Annotated in this window: 18 protein-coding genes; 10 read left to right on the forward strand and 8 right to left on the reverse strand. The window is 73.8% G+C overall.

Features of this window, described 5'->3' with window-relative positions; translation table 11 throughout:
• The first annotated feature begins 134 nt into the window (after window positions 1–134).
• Window positions 135–461, forward strand: coding sequence for an antibiotic biosynthesis monooxygenase family protein (locus tag ABFT23_RS01485; RefSeq protein WP_347892046.1), 327 nt, complete (start codon window positions 135–137; stop codon window positions 459–461).
• A 72-nt stretch (window positions 462–533) separates the two neighbouring features.
• Here the strand turns inward: ABFT23_RS01485 and ABFT23_RS01490 are convergent, their stop codons facing one another.
• The 5 genes from ABFT23_RS01490 to ABFT23_RS01510 all read right to left on the reverse strand — a co-directional run bounded on the left by ABFT23_RS01490 (window position 534) and on the right by ABFT23_RS01510 (window position 6,547).
• Window positions 534–1,565 carry a hypothetical protein gene (locus tag ABFT23_RS01490; RefSeq protein WP_347892047.1) on the reverse strand — a complete coding sequence of 344 codons (1,032 nt, stop codon included), beginning with the start codon at window positions 1,563–1,565 and terminating at the stop codon, window positions 534–536.
• Between the two features lie 11 nt (window positions 1,566–1,576).
• On the reverse strand, window positions 1,577–2,671 hold the full coding sequence (locus ABFT23_RS01495; RefSeq protein WP_347892048.1) for a pyridoxal-phosphate-dependent aminotransferase family protein: 1,095 nt from the start codon (window positions 2,669–2,671) through the stop codon (window positions 1,577–1,579).
• 49 nt (window positions 2,672–2,720) lie between these two features.
• Window positions 2,721–3,824, reverse strand: coding sequence for an alpha/beta hydrolase family protein (locus tag ABFT23_RS01500; RefSeq protein ID WP_347892050.1), 1,104 nt, complete (start codon window positions 3,822–3,824; stop codon window positions 2,721–2,723).
• A gap of 44 nt (window positions 3,825–3,868) precedes the next feature.
• Complete coding sequence (locus ABFT23_RS01505; RefSeq protein WP_347892051.1) at window positions 3,869–5,227, reverse strand: FAD-binding oxidoreductase; 1,359 nt, start codon at window positions 5,225–5,227, stop codon at window positions 3,869–3,871.
• Between the two features lie 87 nt (window positions 5,228–5,314).
• Window positions 5,315–6,547 (reverse strand): serine hydrolase domain-containing protein, encoded by a 1,233-nt coding sequence (locus ABFT23_RS01510; RefSeq protein WP_347892052.1) that lies wholly within the window; start codon window positions 6,545–6,547, stop codon window positions 5,315–5,317.
• A gap of 133 nt (window positions 6,548–6,680) precedes the next feature.
• Here ABFT23_RS01510 and ABFT23_RS01515 point away from each other — a divergent pair, with 133 nt between their 5' ends.
• Genes ABFT23_RS01515 through ABFT23_RS01525 form a run of 3 tightly spaced genes read left to right on the forward strand, consistent with a single transcriptional unit; the run spans window position 6,681 to window position 9,222 of the window.
• A complete protein-coding gene (locus ABFT23_RS01515; protein WP_347892054.1) occupies window positions 6,681–7,811 on the forward strand; it encodes a sensor histidine kinase in 1,131 nt (376 codons plus the stop codon).
• The gene (locus tag ABFT23_RS01520; protein WP_347892055.1) at window positions 7,808–8,485 is read left to right on the forward strand and encodes a response regulator transcription factor; all 678 of its coding nucleotides are present in this window, start codon (window positions 7,808–7,810) and stop codon (window positions 8,483–8,485) included. The genes ABFT23_RS01515 and ABFT23_RS01520 overlap by 4 nt, the downstream gene beginning before the upstream one ends.
• Window positions 8,482–9,222, forward strand: coding sequence for a hypothetical protein (locus ABFT23_RS01525; protein WP_347892056.1), 741 nt, complete (start codon window positions 8,482–8,484; stop codon window positions 9,220–9,222). Before ABFT23_RS01520 ends, ABFT23_RS01525 begins: the two co-directional genes overlap by 4 nt.
• Here ABFT23_RS01525 and ABFT23_RS01530 read toward each other — a convergent pair.
• Window positions 9,203–10,432, reverse strand: coding sequence for an MFS transporter (locus ABFT23_RS01530; protein WP_347892057.1), 1,230 nt, complete (start codon window positions 10,430–10,432; stop codon window positions 9,203–9,205). The two genes, ABFT23_RS01525 and ABFT23_RS01530, sit on opposite strands and share 20 nt — an antisense overlap.
• Window positions 10,433–10,540: 108 nt before the next feature.
• On the opposite strand from ABFT23_RS01530, the gene ABFT23_RS01535 reads away from it, so the two are divergent.
• Together ABFT23_RS01535 and ABFT23_RS01540 are read left to right on the forward strand one after the other, a co-directional pair.
• A complete protein-coding gene (locus tag ABFT23_RS01535; protein ID WP_347892058.1) occupies window positions 10,541–11,785 on the forward strand; it encodes a TerD family protein in 1,245 nt (414 codons plus the stop codon).
• A gap of 5 nt (window positions 11,786–11,790) precedes the next feature.
• Entirely contained in the window at window positions 11,791–12,741 is a 951-nt protein-coding gene (locus tag ABFT23_RS01540; protein WP_347892059.1) for a class II glutamine amidotransferase, read from the forward strand.
• Here ABFT23_RS01540 and mmuM read toward each other — a convergent pair.
• Together mmuM and ABFT23_RS01550 are read right to left on the reverse strand one after the other, a co-directional pair.
• Entirely contained in the window at window positions 12,738–13,685 is a 948-nt protein-coding gene (gene mmuM / locus ABFT23_RS01545; RefSeq protein ID WP_347892061.1) for a homocysteine S-methyltransferase, read from the reverse strand. The two genes, ABFT23_RS01540 and mmuM, sit on opposite strands and share 4 nt — an antisense overlap.
• A 70-nt stretch (window positions 13,686–13,755) precedes the next feature.
• Window positions 13,756–14,109 (reverse strand): winged helix-turn-helix transcriptional regulator, encoded by a 354-nt coding sequence (locus ABFT23_RS01550; protein WP_347892063.1) that lies wholly within the window; start codon window positions 14,107–14,109, stop codon window positions 13,756–13,758.
• Window positions 14,110–14,206: 97 nt separating this feature from the next.
• On the opposite strand from ABFT23_RS01550, the gene ABFT23_RS01555 reads away from it, so the two are divergent.
• From ABFT23_RS01555 to ABFT23_RS01570, 4 genes are all read left to right on the forward strand, one after another.
• Window positions 14,207–14,815, forward strand: coding sequence for a malonic semialdehyde reductase (locus tag ABFT23_RS01555; RefSeq protein WP_347892065.1), 609 nt, complete (start codon window positions 14,207–14,209; stop codon window positions 14,813–14,815).
• A 139-nt stretch (window positions 14,816–14,954) separates the two neighbouring features.
• Window positions 14,955–15,761, forward strand: a complete 807-nt coding sequence (locus ABFT23_RS01560; RefSeq protein ID WP_347892067.1) for a GAF domain-containing protein — start codon at window positions 14,955–14,957, stop codon at window positions 15,759–15,761.
• Window positions 15,762–15,868: 107 nt separating this feature from the next.
• Window positions 15,869–17,014 (forward strand): glycerol dehydrogenase, encoded by a 1,146-nt coding sequence (locus tag ABFT23_RS01565; protein WP_347892069.1) that lies wholly within the window; start codon window positions 15,869–15,871, stop codon window positions 17,012–17,014.
• 80 nt (window positions 17,015–17,094) lie between these two features.
• Window positions 17,095–18,291 (forward strand): AI-2E family transporter, encoded by a 1,197-nt coding sequence (locus ABFT23_RS01570; protein ID WP_347892071.1) that lies wholly within the window; start codon window positions 17,095–17,097, stop codon window positions 18,289–18,291.
• Window positions 18,292–18,296 lie beyond the last annotated feature (5 nt).

Raw genomic sequence — 18,296 nt, forward strand, 5'->3', positions numbered from 1 at the left:
GGTGCCCGTGGACGGTCAGGTTACCCATGCGTAGCAAGGGTTGCCGAGAGGCGGATCGTTGGATCGATCCAGCGTCCGGACGCCGTCGTGGACCGTTCCGGTCGGGCCCTGCGGGCGCCTGGCAGGCTCGGAGCATGACGACGATCAAGATCAACGCCATCACCGTCCCGAAGGACGCCGGCGACGAGCTCGCCCACCGCTTCGCCGCCCGGGCCGGTGCGGTCGACGGCGCCGACGGCTTCGAGGGCTTCGAGCTGCTCCGCCCCACCGACGAGCGCGAGCAGTGGCTCGTGATCACCCGGTGGCGCGACGAGGAGTCGTTCCAGGCCTGGGTGAGCTCGCCCGGCTTCGCCGAGGGGCACCGCTCCGCGGTCGAGCGGGCCGGCGGCGAGGCGCCCAAGCCGGTCTCGACCCACAGCGAGGTGTGGAACTACGAGGTCGCCGGCGGGTCGCAGGGCTAGGGCTCGGGTCGCCCACCGCGCGGCCTTTTCCGCGCGATCGAACGGAACGGACCACGTCCCACCCAGCGGCGGCTAGCCGCGAGCCGCCTCGGCGAAAGCGGCCGAGCGGTAGAACGGCTCGAGCCGGTCGCGCACGAGCCGTTCGAGGTCGCCCGACTCGAGCAGCGGCGCGAGGAACGCCGGCGCGAGGCGCACGACGTCGTCGACGACGTCGGCGCGGTCGAGGTCGAGCTCGTCGAGCAGCTCGACCGGGGTGTAGCCGCCGAACCGCTCGACGAACGCCTCGAGGATGGCCCGCCCGAAGGCGACGGTGCGCTCGTCGCCCAGCACGGTGACGACGACGTCGTGGCCGGCGTGCACCACCGCGCCCCACTGCTCGGCAGCCTCCTCGGCGGCCGCGTCGTCGCCGGCGCCGCGGACGGGCTCGGCGGCGGCGAGGTCCCACGCCTGCAGGACGGCGTCGCGCGTGGTCGGGTCGCGCAGCGTCTCGAGCAGGATGTGGTTCATCCGGCCGACGGCGAAGGTGCTGCCCTTGCCGACGGCGTCGCCGACCAGCGCCTCGAACGGGCTGCCGGCGGCACCGGCGACCTGCTTGGCGGCGGCCGTGCCGAACGAGAGCAGCGATCCGAGGCCGGGCACCTTGTCGGCGATGGCCTGGTTGGTCTGCATCACCTCGCCGACGATGCGGGCCATGAACCGCGACGCCATCGCCCCGACCATCGGGCTGTCCTGCAGCCGGGTGAGCACGCGCTCGAGCACCGGTGTCAGGCCGAGCAGCGCGTCGACGAGCGCCTCCACCTGGCCGCGCTCGACGACGTCGCCGAGGGCGAACCGCTCGTCGGGTCCCTCGCGGACGACGTCGCGCACCATCTCGACCAGCCCGGCGACGGCCGCGCTGCCGGGCACCGAGACGAGCAGCCGCTCGACGACCTCGTGCACCACCCGCGTGTCGACGAGGTCGGCGACCTGCTGGTCGCCCACGGTGTCGAAGAGCGAGTGGACGAGGTCGGAGACGTCCTCGGCGAGCAGCTCGCCGGTCAGGCGCTCGACCTCGTGCCGCACGTGCGCGTCGAGGAGGCGCTGGGCGAGGTCGTCGGTGCTCATCTCGCGCGTCCTCAGCGACCGAGGACGTCGCGCAGGGCGGCGAGCACGAGGAGGGCGGCGTCCGGCCGGGCGTTGTGGCCCATCAGGCCGATGCGCCACACCGTGGCGGCGTAGGGTCCGGCGCCGGCACCGATCTCGATGCCGAACCGCTCGAGCAGCTCGCGCCGGACGGCGGCCGAGTCGACGCCGTCGGGGACCTTGACCGTGGTCAGCTCGGGCAGGCGGCAGCCGGCGTCGGCGAAGAGCTCGAGGCCCATCTCGACCAGCCCGGCCTGCAGGAGGTGGCCGGCCTGCTGGTGCCGGGCGTGGACGGCGGGCAGGCCCTCCTCGAGGATGCGGGTCAGGCCCGCGTGCAGGCTGGCGACCATCGCGACCGGCGCCGTGTGGTGGTAGGTGCGAGCCCCGCCCTTGGTGCCGGCCTCGCCGACGTAGCCGCCGAGCAGGCCGAGGTCGAGGTACCACGAGCGCGGCTTCTCGACGCGGCGCTCCCACGCGCGCTCGCCGATGGTGAACGGCGCCAGGCCGGGCGCGACACCGAGGCACTTCTGGGTGCCGGCGTAGCCGACGTCGATGCCCCACGCGTCGGCCTGCAGGTCGATGCCGGCGATGCTGGTGACGGCGTCGACGAGCAGCAGCGCGTCGCCCTTGGCGGCACCGAGGGCGGCGATGTCGGAGCGGACGCCGGTGGAGGTCTCGGCGTGCACGGCCGCGATCACCTTCGGGTGCGGGTGCGCCGAGACGACGCGGTCGACGTCGACCGGGGTGCCCCACGCGTGCTCGACCTCGACGACCTCGCCCCCGCACCGACGGGCGACCTCCGCCATCCGCTGGCCGAACAGGCCGTTGACCGCGACCACCACCACGTCGCCGTCGGAGACCGTATTGACGAACGCGGCCTCCATGCCGGCGCTGCCCGTGGCCGAGATCGGCAGCGTGCGCGCGTTCGTCGTGCCCCAGACGGTGCGCAACATGTCGCACGTCTCGTCCATCATCGCCACGAACGCGGGGTCGAGGTGACCCAGCAGCGGCAGGCCGAGAGCGGCGGTGGCCTCGGGATAGGGGTTCGACGGGCCGGGTCCGAAGAGCCGGCGATCGAGGATCGTCATGCTCTGCAGGCTAGTGGGCGCACCCGCACGGAAGGAGGGGCCGGACGCCTCAGACGCCGTTGGCCCGGAAGAACTCGATCGTGCGGTCCATGGCGGCGAAGAACGCCGGGCCGAAGGCGTGGCCGTCGTCGTACCACTGCAGCGTCGAGTCGACGCCGGCCGCACGGAGGGCGCGGTGGGTGGCGGTGGCCCACGGCGGCGGGCAGGTGTCGTCGAAACGGCCGTGCACCATCAGCACCGGCTCGGTGATCCGGTCGAAGTAGGGCCGCGATGAGTTCTGGCGCCAGAAGGCGGGCGCCTCGTCGGGCAGGCCGTGGCGGCGGGCGAGCTCGTCGGTGTCGCGGCTGTCGCTGGGGTCGTCGGCCTGGAACTGCTCGAAGTTCTGGGCCTCGAGCGACGACACCGAGGCCCACGGGGCCGCGGCCCGCACGAGCCCGGGCTCGGCCACGAGCGCCTTGAGCACGACGCCACCGCCCATCGAGCGGCCGAACATCGCGATCCGCCGCTTGGCCACCGGGACGTCGGGGGCGTTGCGCAGCGCCTTCACGGCGTTGATGACGTCGGCGCTGTAGCCCATGCGCATGCGCACCTGGAAGTCCGGGTCGTCGTCGGACTCGGCGTGGTTGCGGTAGTCGACGTGCAGCGCGATGTAGCCGCGGTCGGCGAGGTAGCCGCGCTCGCGCGTCATGCCCTGGCCGCGCACGTAGACCGCGGGATCGATGTAGCCGTGCGCGAGCACCACGGCCGGGAAGGGCCCACGGCCCTTCGGCACGTTGAGCACGCCGGAGATCGTGTACGACTCCTCGCCGCGGCGGGTCGTGCTGGTGCTGCGGTAGGTCACGTCGTACGAGGTGAAGCTCGCGGTCTCCTCGCGCACGGCGCCCAGCCGCAGCCGGTCGCCTCGGTGCTCCTGCTCGGCGAGGCCGGGCACCGACACGGCGGGGACGGCGGGCCCGGGCGGCTCAGCCGGCTGCGCGGGCTCGACGGGCTCGACGGGCTCGGCGGGCTCGGTCTCCTGCGTACCGGGCGGCGTCGAGGACGACGTCGCCGCGGCCTCCGGGGACGGTGCGGCGTCGTCGTCGGACCCCGTCTCGCCGGAGCACGCGGTCAGCAGCAGTGTCGTCGCAGCGATCGCGACCAGCCCTCGGCGCATGCCACCACCGTAGGAGGCGGTACCGAAAGCCGACGGAAACCGCCCTACAGCCCTAGGGCCCCCGGGTTGAGCAGCCCGCGCGGGTCGAGGGCGGCCTTGACCCGCCGGTTGAGCTCCATGACGTCGGGGCCGAGCTGGTCGGGCAGGGCGTGGGCCTTGGCACGACCGACGCCGTGCTCGCCGGTGATGGTGCCCCCGATGGCGATGGCGGCCCGCATGACCTCGTCGAAGGCGAGCCGGGCGCGCTGCTCCGACTCGGGCGTGTAGACGATGATCGGGTGGGTGTTGCCGTCACCTGCGTGCGCGACGACGGGGATCTCGACGTCGTGCTCGGTCGCGATGGCGGCGATGGCGACGAGGAGGTCGGGCAGCAGCGGGATCGGGGCGCCGACGTCCTCGAGCAGCAACGAGCCGCGGGCCTCGATGGCGTTGAACGCCATGCGTCGCGCGGCCACGAACATCTCGCCCTCGTCGGGGTCGTCGGTCACGAACACCTCGGCGCCGTGGGCCTCGCACGCCAGGCGCATCACCTCGATCTCCTCGGCGCGCGCTGCGCCCGGCGCGTCGGACTGCGCGACCAGCAGCGCCTCGGTGGTGCGGTCGAGGCCCATGGGCTTGAAGTCCTCGACGGCGTTGATCGAGGTGCGGTCCATCAGCTCCATCATCGACGGACGCAGCGTCCGACCGATCTCGACGACGGCGTCGGCTGCGGCGCGGACCGATCCGAACGACGCGACGAGGGTCGAGCGCAGGGCCTGCGCCGGCACGAGGCGCAGGATGGCGCGCGTGACGATGCCGAGCGTGCCCTCGCTGCCGACGAAGAGCTTGAGCAGCGACAGCCCGGCGACGTCCTTGATGCGCTTGCCGCCGAGCGTGACCAGGGTGCCGTCGGCCAGCACGACGTCGAGGCCGAGCACGTAGTCGGTGGTGACGCCGTACTTCACGCAGCACAGGCCGCCGGCGTTGGTGGCCACGTTGCCGCCGATGGAGCAGATCTCGTAGGACGACGGGTCGGGCGGGTACCACAGGCCGTGCTCGCCGGCCGCGTGCTTGACCTCGATGTTGAGCGCGCCGGGCTCGACGACGGCCACGCGGCACTCGGTGTCGATCTCGATCGCGCGCATGCGCTCCATGCTGATCACGATGCCGCCGTCGACGGCCGACGAGCCGCCCGACAGGCCGCTGCCGGCGCCACGCGGGACGACGGGCACCCCGTGGCGGGCCGCCCAGCGCACCGCGGTCTGCACGTGCTCGGCGTGCTCGGCCCGGACGACGGCGAGCGGCGTCCCGGCGCTCACGTCGTGCGACCAGTCCCAGCGGTAGGGCTCGACGACGTCGGGGTCGACGGCGACCACCCCGGGCGGGAGGGCGGCTACGAGGACGTCGACGTCGTTGTCGGTCACGAGGCCAGCAAAGCACGCGCGGCGAGGTCCCGACAGGGCCCGACCGCCGGAGGTTCCGGGGGTCGGGCCCGGTCGGGACCGCGATCGTCAGCGGGGGCAGAGGGCGTGGTCGATCAGCGTGTTCGTCTTGTCCTCGGTGAGCACCGGGGCGCCGGGCTCGGGCACGAACGAGTCGGTGTTCATCGTGATCATCACGCTGCGCCGGCCGTTCTCGAGCACGCCGTTGCGGGTCTGGAAGCCCATGATGTCGCCGCCGTGGGCCCACGCGACACCGCAGGAGACGGGGATGCGTAGCAGCCCGAGGCCGTACTGCGCGCCGGGCCAGTTCTGGTCGAACGCCTCGTTGACCGGGACCGTGCGCATGAGCTGTCGCTGCTGGGCCGGCTTGAGGAGGCGGCCGGTCACCAGCGCCCGCAGGAAGCGGTTGGTGTCACGGGTGGTGCTGATGATGTCGCCGGCGGCTCCGCCCCACGACGGGTTCTGCCGGGTGGCGTCGATCGGGTCGCCGTAGCCGGGGTCCTCCGGAGTGGCGTCGGGTCCGGCGAACCGCTCGTAGCCGACGGCGTGCGGCTTCGGCAGCCCCGACCAGGTGCCGGGCAGGACGGTCTGGTCGAGCCCGAGCGGGCGCAGGATCCCACGGCGCACGGCGCGCTGCCACGGGCGGCCGGTGACCGCCTCGATGACCATGCCGGCGAGCTGGTAGTTGGTGTTGGAGTAGCTCCACGACGTGCCCGGCTTGAACTCGGGGCGGTACCGCATCGCCGTCCGCACGGCCTGGCGCGGGGTGACGGTGTCGAACCGGTGGGCCTCGAAGCCCTCCTGGCTGAACAGCCACGGCATCCCCTGCAGGTACTCCGGCAGCCCGCTGGTGTGCTGCAGGAGCTGGCGCACGGTGACCTTGCGGCCGTCGTTGCCGTGGCCGCGCACGAGCCCGGGCAACCAGTCGTCGACCGTGTCGGAGAGCGAGAGCCGGCCCCGCCCGACGAGCTGCAGGAGGGCGGTGCTCACGAACGGCTTGGTGAGGCTGCCGACGCGGAAGCGGGTGTTCCACGGCACCGGCCGCCCGGTGCGGGTGTCGGCGACGCCGGCGCGCACCTTCAGCACGCCGCGCGGGGTGCGGACGTCGGCCAGCACGCCCGGGGCGCCTTGGGCGAGGAGGTCCGTGGCGTCCTGCTGCAACGTGGCGCGGAGGCTCGGGCGAGCGCGCTCGGCGTCCTGCGCCGACGACGGCGCGGCCGGGGCGACGGGGGCGATCAGGGCCGCGACGGCGAGCGTCGCGATCGTGGCGGTCAGTCGTGTGGTGCACCGAGAAGATCTCATGGGTCCACGCTGTCGGCTGCGGCGCGTCGCGTCGTCCCTCCGAGGCGGTCACCTGGCCTACCCCGTGCGGGGTACACCGGATGCCCCCGACGGGCGACGACACCGGCGTCCGACCCTCCCTAGGGTGAGGCCCATGCGGCTGTTGCGGACCCCGGTGCTGGTCGACGTGCTGCTGGCGCTGATGCTCACCGCGCTGTCGCTCGTGGTCGTCGTCGACGGCGACGTCGGGCCCGCGGGCGTCGTCCTGGCGGTGCTGTCCGTGGCCCCGCTCGCCGTCCGGCAGCTCGCACCGGCCGCGACCCTCGCGGCCACGTCGCTCGCCCTCGCCGGCTACGCCCTGCTCGGCTACGGCGACTCCCCGAGCTCGGCGGTCGGCATGGTCATCGCGCTGTTCACCGTCGCCACGCTGCGCCCGCGCGCGACCGTGGCGATGCTGTTCCCCCTGCCGTTGGCCACCCTGCTGGCCTCCTACCTCAGCGTCGACGGCGTCTCCGCGGCATTGACCGGACAGGCTGTCGTCGTGCTGCTGTGCGCGTGGGCTCTCGGTGACAGCACGCGTCGGTGGGCCCACCGCGCGCAAGAGGCCGCACTGCTGGCCGAGCGGTCGGTGGCCGACGAGCGCACCCGCATCGCGCGCGAGCTGCACGACGTCGTCGCGCACCACATGTCGGTGGTCGCGCTGCAGAACGGCGTGGCGCGCTTCGTCGTCGACACCGACACCGTCGCCGCCCGCACGGCGATCGACCACGCGAGCGAGGCGAGCCGGGAGGCACTGGCCGACATGCGCCGGATGCTGCAGGCGCTGCGCACCGAGGAGCCCGGCGACCGGGCTCCTCAGCCCGGGGTCGCCGACCTCGACGAGCTCGTCGACCGGCTCGCGGCGGCCGGCCTGCGCGTCGCCGTGACCCGCACCGGCACCGCACGACCGATCGGCGCCGGGCGCGAGCTGTGCGTGTTCCGGGTCGCGCAGGAGTCGCTCACCAACGTGCTCAAGCACGCCGGCGTAGACCGGGCACGGCTCCACCTCGACCACGGAGACCGCGTGCTGACCCTCGAGGTGGTCGACGACGGCGGCGGCTCCGGCCCTGTAGACGGCGTGCCGACACCCGGGTTCGGCATCACCGGCATGCGCGAGCGCGCCGAGCTCTACGGCGGCGTGCTCGAGGCCGGCCCCGAGCCCGGCGGCGGGTTCGTCGTCCGGCTGCGGCTGCCGGTGGCGTCGACGGCGGCGCTCGTCGGGCCGCTCAGCGGGGCGTTGACATGACCATCCGGGTGCTCGTGGTCGACGACCAGGCGCTCATCCGGGGCGGCCTGGTCGCGCTGCTGTCGGCGGCGCCGGGGTTCGAGCCCGTGGGCGAGGCCGGCGACGGCGAGACGGCCGTGCGGCTCGCCGCCGAGCTGCGCCCCGACGTCGTGCTCATGGACATCCGGATGCCCGGCACCGACGGCATCGAGGCCACCCGCCGCATCCTCGGCGACCCCGCGCTGGCCGAGCAGACCAGGGTCGTCGTGCTGACCACGTTCGACCTCGACGAGTACGTCGTCGCCGCCCTCGGCGCCGGCGCGGCCGGGTTCCTGCTCAAGGACACGCCTCCCGACCGGATCCTCAGCGCTCTCGAGCTCGCGGTCGCCGACCACGTGCTCATCGCCCCCACGGTGACCCGGCGGCTCGTCGAGACCTACGCCGACCGGCACGCCACGCGGCGTCCCGACCACGCGGCGCTCGGCGGGCTCACGCCGCGCGAGACCGAGGTGCTCCAGCTGGTCGGCAACGGCCTCAGCAACGAGGAGATCGCCGACCGTCTCGTGCTGAGCGAGTCGACCGTGAAGACCCACGTGAAGCGCGTGATGGCCAAGCTGGGCCTGGCGAGTCGCGCCCAGGGCGTCGTCGTGGCCTACGAGAGCGGGCTCGTCGTCCCGGGCCGGGAGCGCGGGTGACCGGGCCGTTCCGCGTGCGCGCGGCCAACCTCTACGTGCGCAACCCGCGGGCCGCCGACGACGCGCCGGTGCTGGTCGAGGACGAGCCGCACCTGGTCGCGGTGAGCGAGGCCCGCGGCGGCTGGGAGTCGGTGCTGCCCGCGATCGACGGCTACCAGTACCTCGGACGACGCCCGGGCGACCGGGGCAGCCACGGCAGCCGCGAGGTGGGGCTGCTGGTCCGCGACGACGTGCAGGTCGTCGACGCCGACGTCGTCCAGCTCTCCGAGGCCGTGCCCCGCTCGCTCGTCGCCCACGACCGCTGGGGCGTGTGGGCGCGGCTGGTGCTGCCCGGTGGCGTGCGGGCACTCGGCTGGTCGACCCACCGCAACGCCTTCGTGCAACGGCCCGACGGCGGCGTCCGGCGCTCGGCGCGGGGCACGGCCGAGTACCGAGCCCACGTGCGGGCCGAGACCGAGCTGCAGCAACGCCAGGCCGACGACGGGTGGCCGCTGCTCGGCGGCGGTGACTACAACTACCGCGTGCCCTGCGGGCTGTTGAGCGAGGTCGACCGGGCCTGGGGCTACGCCCCGCACCGCGTCTTCCCGGCCGCCGGCTTCTCCTACGTGCCGCACGGCCTCGACGGCATCTGCCTCGACCCGCGCGCGTTCGCGCCGGTCGACGGGCTGGAGGTCATCCCCCGGCGCCGGACCGGGTCGGACCACGACTGGATCACGCTCACGGTGCGGGCGTCGTGACCTCGGCGGCCGACGTCTGACGCACCAGCACCGCGATGCCGGCCGGCACGACGACGGCGACCACGAGCGAGAAGCCCACCATCACCGGCACGACGTCGGCGACCAGCAGCAGCGCGCCGATCGCGACGACGGGCACGGTGATGCCGACGTAGGCGGCCAGGAACAGCGCGGCCAGGGTGGCGCTGCGACGCTCGGGCGCCGCCAGCGCCGAGACGGTGGCGACCGAGGTCGCGAACACGAGCCCGTTGCCGCCGGCCGCCAGGGCGCCACCGACCACGAACACGGCGAGCGAGGCCGTGAGGCCGCCGAGCGCGACCACGAGCACGCCGACGGCCACGAGCGCCGCCCCCGCGACGAGCTGGGTGTGGCGCGAGGTGCGCGCCAGCGCGACCTGGCTGAGGATGCCGCCGGTGAGCACGCCGGTGACGACGGCGCCGACCGCGACCCGGTCGTGCACCCCGACCTCCGTGGCGAGGAACGAGCCGGTGAGGGCGGTGATGAAGCCCAGCACGGCGAAGCCTGCCAGGGCGGCCGAGGCGGCCCCGACGAACGCGCTGCGCACGCCGGGGTCGACCGAGACCCGCTGCGGCCGGTAGCGCCACGGCGTCGCGCGGACGTCCTCCGGCACTGTCTCGGGCACCCGGGCGAGCGCGACGGCGACGGTGACCAGCACGGCGACGTAGACGGCGTACGGCGTACGCAGCGGCTCGCCGAGCTCGGAGAGCAGACCGGCGACGAGCGGCCCGACGGCCAGGCCGCCGAGGTTGGCGACGTTGGCGACCGTGCGGCCGAGCACCGGGTCGGCGTCGGGGCGCCAGCGGGCGTGGAGCTCGACGAGGTAGGCCGTCGCGGTGGCCGAGAAGCCGCCCACGCCGAGGCCGGTGAGCAACCGCAGCACGATCAGCGAGCCGGTGTCGGCCAGCAGCGCGAAGCCGATCGCGCCGGCGACCTCGAGCGCGACCGCCCAGACCAGCACGCGGCGGCGTCCGACGTGGTCGGCGACGTGGCCGGCGAGCAGCAGACCGAGGAGCACGCCCACGCCGTAGGCGGCGAACACGACGGTCACGGTGAACGGCCCGAACCCGTTGCGCTCCTCGTAGAGCCCGTAGAGCGGCGTGGGCAGCGTCATGAACGACATCGTCAGCAGGAAGGCCGCGGCGACGATCCAGAAGCCGACGCCGGCCGGAGCGTCTCGAGCAGTGCGGGTCACGTCCCGATCCAACCGCCGCGACCGGACGGGTGTTCCCACCCGGGCGGGCGTGCCGGCGCATCTTCTCCGGGTCGGGGCGCCGGCCCGCCGGCCCGTAGGCTTCGGCGCATGTCGACGACGTTGGGCAAGGGCCAGAACCTGTCGCTACCACCGGGCGAGGTCGCCGTCGACGTGCAGTCGGCGTCGCCGGTCGACGTGTCGGCGCTGCTGCTGACCGCGTCCGGCAAGGTGCGCGGCGACGACGACTTCGTGTTCTACAACCAGCCGGCCGCGGGCGGCGTCCGCTACCGCGCCGACGGCGTCGACGTCGACCCCGGCCAGGTGCCGACCGAGATCGAGCGCGTCGTCGTCGCCGTGAGCCTCGACGGCAGCGGACCCGCGACCTTCGGCGCGCTCGGGTCGCTGTCGCTGACCGTCTCGGCGGGCGGCGCGCCGGTCGCGACGTTCACCCCCGACGGGCTGACCAGCGAGACCGCGCTGCTGTGCGTCGAGGTCTACCGGCGCCAGGGCGCGTGGAAGGTCCGCGCGGTCGGCCAGGGCTACTCCGACGGCCTCGCCGGCATCGCCACCAACTTCGGCATCTCGGTCGGCGACGCACCGGCGGCGCCGCCCCCGGCTCCGACTCCCCCGGCGGCGGCCGCACCGCCGCCGCCGCCCCCGCCGGCGCCCCGGTCCTCGACCCCGCCCCCGCCTCCGCCTCCGCCCGCACCCTCGGCACCTGCGGCGTCGTCCCCGCCGAACCTCACCAAGGTCACGCTCACCAAGCGCGGCGAGTCGGTGAACCTCGCGAAGGGCGGCGGCGGCGCGTTCGTCGTCAACCTCAACTGGAACCAGGGCGCCCCGCAGGCCAACCCGGGCCAGAAGCGCGGCCTGTTCCAGCAGAAGCCGAAGGGCATCGACCTCGACCTCGCCTGCCTGTTCGTGCTCTCAACCGGTCAGGTCAGCGGCATCCAGGCGCTCGGCGGCGCCTTCGGCAACTACGACGAGGTCCCGTTCATCCTGCTCGACGCCGACGACCGCAGCGGCGCCGCCGCCGGTGGCGAGACGATGCGCATCAACGAGCGGCACTCGGACAAGTTCCAGCGCATCCTCATCTACGCGATGATCTACGAGGGCGTCGCCAACTGGGCCCAGGCCGACGGCGTCGTCCGCGTCACCCAGCAGGGCGGTCCGACCATCGAGGTCCGCCTCGACGAGAGCCAGCCCCTCCCGATCTGCGCGATCGCGATGCTGACCAATACCGGCGGCGGCCAGATGAAGGCCGAGCGGCTCGTCACCTACCACCGCTCCCAGAAGGAGATGGACGAGGCCTACGGGATCGGGGCGCCCTGGGGTGGCCCGGGCCGGAAGTAGGACACATGTGCCGAGTACTGGCCTACGTCGGTCCCGAGATCCCGCTCGAGGAGCTGCTGCTCACGCCGTCGAACAGCCTGGTCAACCAGGCTCTCGACCCCGAGCACTACCCGGACCTGCACCTGGCGGGCTGGGGGTTCGGTGTCTGGAGCGAGCACCTGCTGACGCCGGAGAGGCCGTTGGTCTACCGCCGGCCCACGGCGGCCTTCTACGACGACAACGCCGGCCGCATCATCCCGAGCCTGCAGGCGAGCACGATGCTCGGACACGTGCGCGCCGCCGCCTACGACGCGGCGGCCGTCATCGTCGACGAGAACTGCCACCCGTTCTCGTTCGACGAGACGCCGTGGATCCTCGCCCAGAACGGCGACCTGCCGGGCTGGATGCTCCTGCAGAGGAAGCTGCTGGAGCACTGCGAGGACCGGTACCTGAAGCAGATGCGGGGCACGACCGACACCGAGTTCCTCTACGTGCTGCTGCTCTCCCTGCTCGACGGCGACAGCGACGACGACGTCCAGCGTGCGGTCGAGACGATGGTCGGGCTCATCGCCCGGGCGATGGCAGACCTCGACCTGCCGGCCCTGACCAAGCTGAAGATGGCCCTGGTGTCGCCGAACCGGGTCATCGGGATCAACGTCGGTCTCGGGCACCAGGGCGAGACCGACCCGGCCGGTGACTGGCGGGAGCTGCGCGAGTCCGGCGCGGGGACCGACGACTACGCCCTCTCGATGCTCCTGGAGCCGATGTACCTGCTCCTGGGTCGCCGCGCTCTGGACGACGAGGCGTCGTCCGGCTTCGAGGCGTGCGACGAGGACGACGCCACGCTCGCCATGTTCGCCTCCGAGCCCCTGACGGACGACGAAGCGGGCTGGTCGCACCTCGAGTTCGGCGAGATCGTGTTCATCGAGAACCGGGGTGGGCGCACCACCCGGAGGATCAGGAGGTTGTCGGTCTAGGCGCTCGGCCCCGGGTGCCCCACCGGCTCCCGACGGCGTCGCCCTCGCAGCGTCGTCGCCAGTGCCGCGATGTCCGCGGGTCCGACCCGGCAGCACCCGCCGACCAGGCGGGCTCCCGCCTGCACCCAGGTGGCCGCGAGCGCGAGGTCGAACGATCCCTGCCCCGCCCACGAGCTCGACCCGGCGTCCCACGTCTCGCCGCGGTTGGGATAGGCGACCCCCGGCTTGCCCGTGGTCGCGACCGCCGTCGCGACGGCGGCGAGGACGTCGGCGGGCGCGGAGCAGTTGACCCCGACGGCGACGACCGCCGAGCTCCCGGCGAGGACCTCGTAGGCCGCGCGCAGCGGCTGGCCGGCCCGCGTCTCGCCGCCGCTCACGGAGTAGCAGAACCACGCCGGCAGGCCGAGGGCGTCGAGCAGCGGGACCAGGACCTCGGCCTCCTCGAGGTCGGGAATGGTCTCGACCGCCAGCACGTCCGGCGCCGCTGAGGCGAGGAGCTCCAGCCGGGGCGCGTGGAAGTCGTGGAGGGCGGCGGTCGAGACGCCGTAGCGTCCGCGGTACTCGGAGCCGTCGGCCAGCACGGCACCGTAGGGCCCGACGGAGGCTGCCACGCAGAGCTCACGGCCGGTCGAGGCGGCGACCTCGTCCGCGGCGTCACGGGCCCGGTCGACGCTGCCCCGGATCAGGCCCGCTGCGGCCTCGGCGGACAGACCGGCGCGGACCAGCCCGGGGACGCTGGCCTGGTAGCTCGCCGTCGTCGCGACATCGGCGCCCGCCTCGAAGAAGGCGCGGTGCACCGCGACGAGCTCGTCGGGCTGGTCCCGCAGCAGGCGGGCGGTCCACAGGTCGTCGGAGAGGTCATGACCTCGGTCCTCGAGGGCGTTGGACATGCCGCCGTCGAGGACGACGACGGGGCGCTGGAGGACCTGTTCGAACCGCGGCACGGTTCGAGTGTGCAGCACGCGGTCGGCGGAGCGGCCGGGCCCGCCTCCGGGCGAGAAGGAGATGGGCGGCTCAGTGCCCGGTGCACCGCTCGGCGGGGAGGTTGTCGCGCGCCCAGTCGCCCAGGGCCTGGAGGGCCGGGCCGATCGCGCCGCCGTTGTCGGTGAGGCGGTAGCTCACCGCGACCGGCGGCCCCTCGTCGACGACGCGCTCGACGAGGCCGGCGCGGGTGAGCTCGCCGAGGCGGTCGGAGAGCATCGAGTCGCTGATGCCGAGCCCGCGCTTGAGCTCGGCGAAGCCGGCCGGGCCGTGGGAGAGCGTGCCGAGGAGCACACCGTTCCAGCGCTTGCCCAGGAACGAGAACGCCCGCACGAGGGCGCCGTCGCACGCCCGCGGGTCGTGCGTGGTCTCGGCGCGGGCAGGCATGTCGCCCATGTTACATCGCTCCAGGTCTGGATGTGGCTTCGGTTTTAGTAGTAACATCTCGAAAGCAAGCAACTCCTTCTTCCGATCGAGGAACGACATGACCATCACCTCCACCACGCTCGACGACACCGCCCGCGGGCTGCTGTTCACCGAGGCCCGCACGGCCAACTCCTTCAGCGACCAGCCGGTCAGCGACGACGAGTTGCGCGGCATCTGGGACCTCGCCCGCTGGTCGCCGTCCGCCGCCAACGGTCAGCCGCTGCGGGTGCTCTACGTCCGGACGCCGGAGGGCCGCGAGCGCCTCGTCGGGCACATGTCCGACGGCAACAAGGCCAAGACCGCCTCGGCGCCGGCCGTGGCCGTGCTCGCCTACGACAGCGAGTTCCACGAGCACTTCCCCACCACGTTCCCCGAGCGTGGCGAGACCCTGCGCGAGGTCTTCGGCGGCATGCCCGCCGAGGCACGCGGCGACGCCGCGAAGTACAGCGCCGCCATCCAGACCGGCGTCTTCCTACTCGCCGTGCGCGCCCACGGGCTGGCCGCCGGCCCCATGGCCGGCTTCGACGGCCCGGCGATCGACGCCGACTTCTTCGCCGGCACGCCGTGGCGCACGCACCTGGTGGTCAACATCGGCCACCCGGGCGTCGACCCGTGGTTCGACCGCCTGCCGCGCATCGACCACGACGTCGCCGTCAGCTGGGCCTGAGCCCGCCGACCCCGGCCGTCGGCTCGTTGTCGCCCGACGAGAACGGCCGTCGAGGCGCTGCCCGCTTCGTCGTAGCGTGACGCCCGTCACTCCCGCCCCGGCCCGGGGCGTGCTCGGAGAGGCGCTGCGAGGGGGTCCCATGACGAGTCGAGGCGCGACAGCACACGTCCGGCTCGCACCACCGGTGCGCGCACCCGCCACCGCCACGCGCATCAGGTCGTCGTGGGAGCGGTGCACGGCCCGCGGACTGCCGCACGACGTGCTGCTCGCGCCGCCGCTCCGCGCCGTCGACGGCGAGAGCCGGCTCCTGCGCGCGGCCGGACCGGTGCTCGACGTGCTCGACACGACGCTCGTGCGCGAGCCGGTGGGTGTGCTCCTCACCGATCCGGACGGCGTCGTCCTGGCCCGGCGCGGGCACGACCGGGGCGTGCTCGACGCGCTCGACGCGGTGTGCCTGGTGCGGGGCGCGACGGCGTCGGAGGACGCCGTCGGCACGAGCGGCGTCGGGCTCGCGCTGGCCGACGGGCGGCCCGCCGTCGTGGTCGGCGACGACCACTACCTGCGCCACTTCGCGGCCTTCACCTGCGCCGGCGCCCCCGTGGTGGACGACGTCACCGGGCGCGTGCTCGGGGCCGTCGGGCTCGCGACGCCGTCCGGCCAGGGCCACGAGCTGCTGCTCGCGCTCGCCGGCCAGACCGCGCTCGCGATCGCCGGCCGTCAGGCCGCCCGGCCCACGGTCGTCGCGCCGCGCCGTCCGGCACCGCCGCCACCCGGCCTCACCCGGTTCGAGCAGCTCGAGCGCGACGCGATCGCCGAGGCCCTGTGCCGCCAGGGCGACGACGTCGGCGCCGCTGCCGCCGACCTCGGGCTCTCCCGCGCGACCCTCTACCGCCGCATCAGGCGCTACGGGCTGCGCGCCGCCCCGGGCACCGGCGTCTCATCCTGAGACGACCGGTCTCAGCCTGAGAGGACCGTGGCCCCGACCCGCCGCCGTCCCTAGCGTCGACTCAGGCCGGCGACCGCCCGCGTCGTCGCACGAACCCAGGAGGACCCGTGTCGAAGACCGTCCGCACCGTCATCAGCCCCGGCCGTTACGTGCAGGGCAAGGGCGCCATCCACACGACCGGCGAGTACCTCGCGCAGCTCGGCTCGAACCCCCTCTTCGTCGCCGACGACCTGGTCTGGGGCCTGGTCGGCCACGACGTCGAGACCTCGCTCAAGAACGCCGAGCTGCCCGTGCAGCGCGAGACCTTCCGGGGCGTGCCGAGCTCGAAGGAGGTCGACCGGCTGGTCGAGGTGATCAGGACGACGGGCGCCGACATCGCGGTCGCCGTGGGCGGCGGGAGCGCGATCGATGCGGTCAAGGCCGCTGGGCACCTCTCCGGCATCCGCTGGGCGAACGTGCCGACCGTCGCCTCGACCGACGCGCCGTGCAGCGCCCTGTCGGTCATCTACACCGAGGACGGCGAGTTCGAGGAGTACCGCTTCTTCCCCCGCAACCCCGACCTCGTGCTCGTCGACTCGCAGGTCGTCGCCAACGCGCCCGTCTCGCTGCTCGTCGCCGGCGTCGGCGACGCCCTCGCCACCTGGCTGGAGGCCCGCGCGACCGCACGGTCGAGCTCGCGGACGATGGCCGGCGGCCTGCCCACCCTGACCGGGACGGCGCTCGCCGAGCTGAGCTGGCAGGTGCTGTGGGACAACGCTCTGCCGGCGATCGACGCCGTCCGCGACCACCAGGTCACGCCCGCGGTGGAGAAGGTCATCGAGGCCAACACCCTGCTCTCCGGCCTCGGCTTCGAGTCCGGCGGCCTCGCCGCGGCGCACGCGATCCACAACGGCCTCACCGCCGTCGGCGCCACGCACGGCCTCGCGCACGGGCAGAAGGTCAACATCGGCTCGGTCGCCCAGCTCGTGATGGAGGGCGCGCCGACGAGCGACATCCGCGAGTTCATCGAGTTCACCACCCGCGTCGGGCTGCCGAACACCCTGACCGAGGTCGGGCTGCGTGCCGACGACCTGGACTCCCTGCGCATCGTCGCGGACGCCGCGACCGTGCCGGGCGAGACCATCCACTCGATGCCGTTCGAGGTCGCCAGCGACGACGTCGTCAGCGCGCTCGCCTCGATCGAGCGGTTCGCCGTGCAGGTGCGGGCCGACGCGGGGTTGCCGGCACCGGTGCCCTACGTCGCCGGTCACTGAGGCAGGTCCGTCGGCGGGCCGCGCCGGCGGTCGCCGACCCGGGTGAAGATCGGCGCGGGACACAACGGAAGAGTGCGGGTATGGCCCCCACGCCCCCGGCGACCCGACTCGACGAGCTCAACGCGCGGCCCGGCCGCGCCCAGGTGATCGGCGACGGCATCGCCTGGTCGGCACGGTGGAGCGCCCGGTGGCTGCTGATCGCGCTCGGTGCCGTCGCGCTCGGCCTGGTCGTCGGGCGGCTGTGGAGCATCGTGCTGCCGATCGCGCTGGCGCTGCTGCTCGCCTCGGTGCTCGAGCCCGCCGTCCGGTTCCTCGAGCGACGGCTGCGGTTCCCTCCCGCGCTCTCGGCGGCCAGCGTGCTGCTCGGCAGCGTCGGCGCGCTGGTCGGCCTGGGGTTCGCGATCGCGCCGGCGGTGAGCGGTCAGTCCGACGACATCGTCTCCGACGCCGGCGCCGGCCTGCAGAAGCTGCAGGACTGGGTGCAGGAGAAGGAGTTCGTCACCCAGGACCAGGTCGACGCCGGCATCCAGGCGCTGCAGGACCGGCTCAGCAGCAGCGGCGACGCGATCGCCTCCGGCGTGCTCACCGGGGTCGGCGCGGCCACCTCGGCCGTGGTCACCGTCGTCATCACGTTGATCCTGACCTTCCTCATCCTCAAGGACGGCCGGCGGTTCATCCCGCTCGTCGAGCGCTCCGCCGGCGACGCCGCCGGCGCCCACCTCGGCGAGGTGCTGCGGCGCTGCTGGAAGACGCTCGGCGGCTACATCCGCACCCAGGCCATCGTGAGCGCCGTCGACGCCGTTCTCATCGGCACCGCGCTCGTGATCGTGGGCGTGCCGCTGGCGATCCCGCTGGCGATCCTGACGTTCCTCGGCGGGTTCGTCCCGATCGTCGGCGCGTTCGTCGTCGGAGCGCTCGCCGTGCTGGTCGCGCTCGTCTCCAACGGCGTCACCGGGGCGATCGTCATCCTCGTCGTGATCGTGCTCGTGCAACAGCTCGAGGGCAACGTGCTCTCACCGTGGCTGCAGTCGAAGTCGATGCAGCTGCACGCCGGCGTCGTCCTGCTCTCGGTGACCCTCGGCTCGACGCTGTTCGGCATCACCGGTGCGTTCCTGGCCGTGCCGGCGGTCGCGATGGTCGCCGTCGTGGTCCGCTACCTCGACGAGGTCGTCGCCGAGCGCACCGGCACCGAGCCCGCGGCCGAGCCTGTCGAGCCGGAGGCGCCCGACGAGTCGGGCGACGACGGCCGTGGCGAGGACGTCGCCTCGCCCGGATAGCGTCC

Source organism: Nocardioides secundeburneus, assembly GCF_039939255.1.
Lineage (GTDB): Bacteria > Actinomycetota > Actinomycetes > Propionibacteriales > Nocardioidaceae > Nocardioides.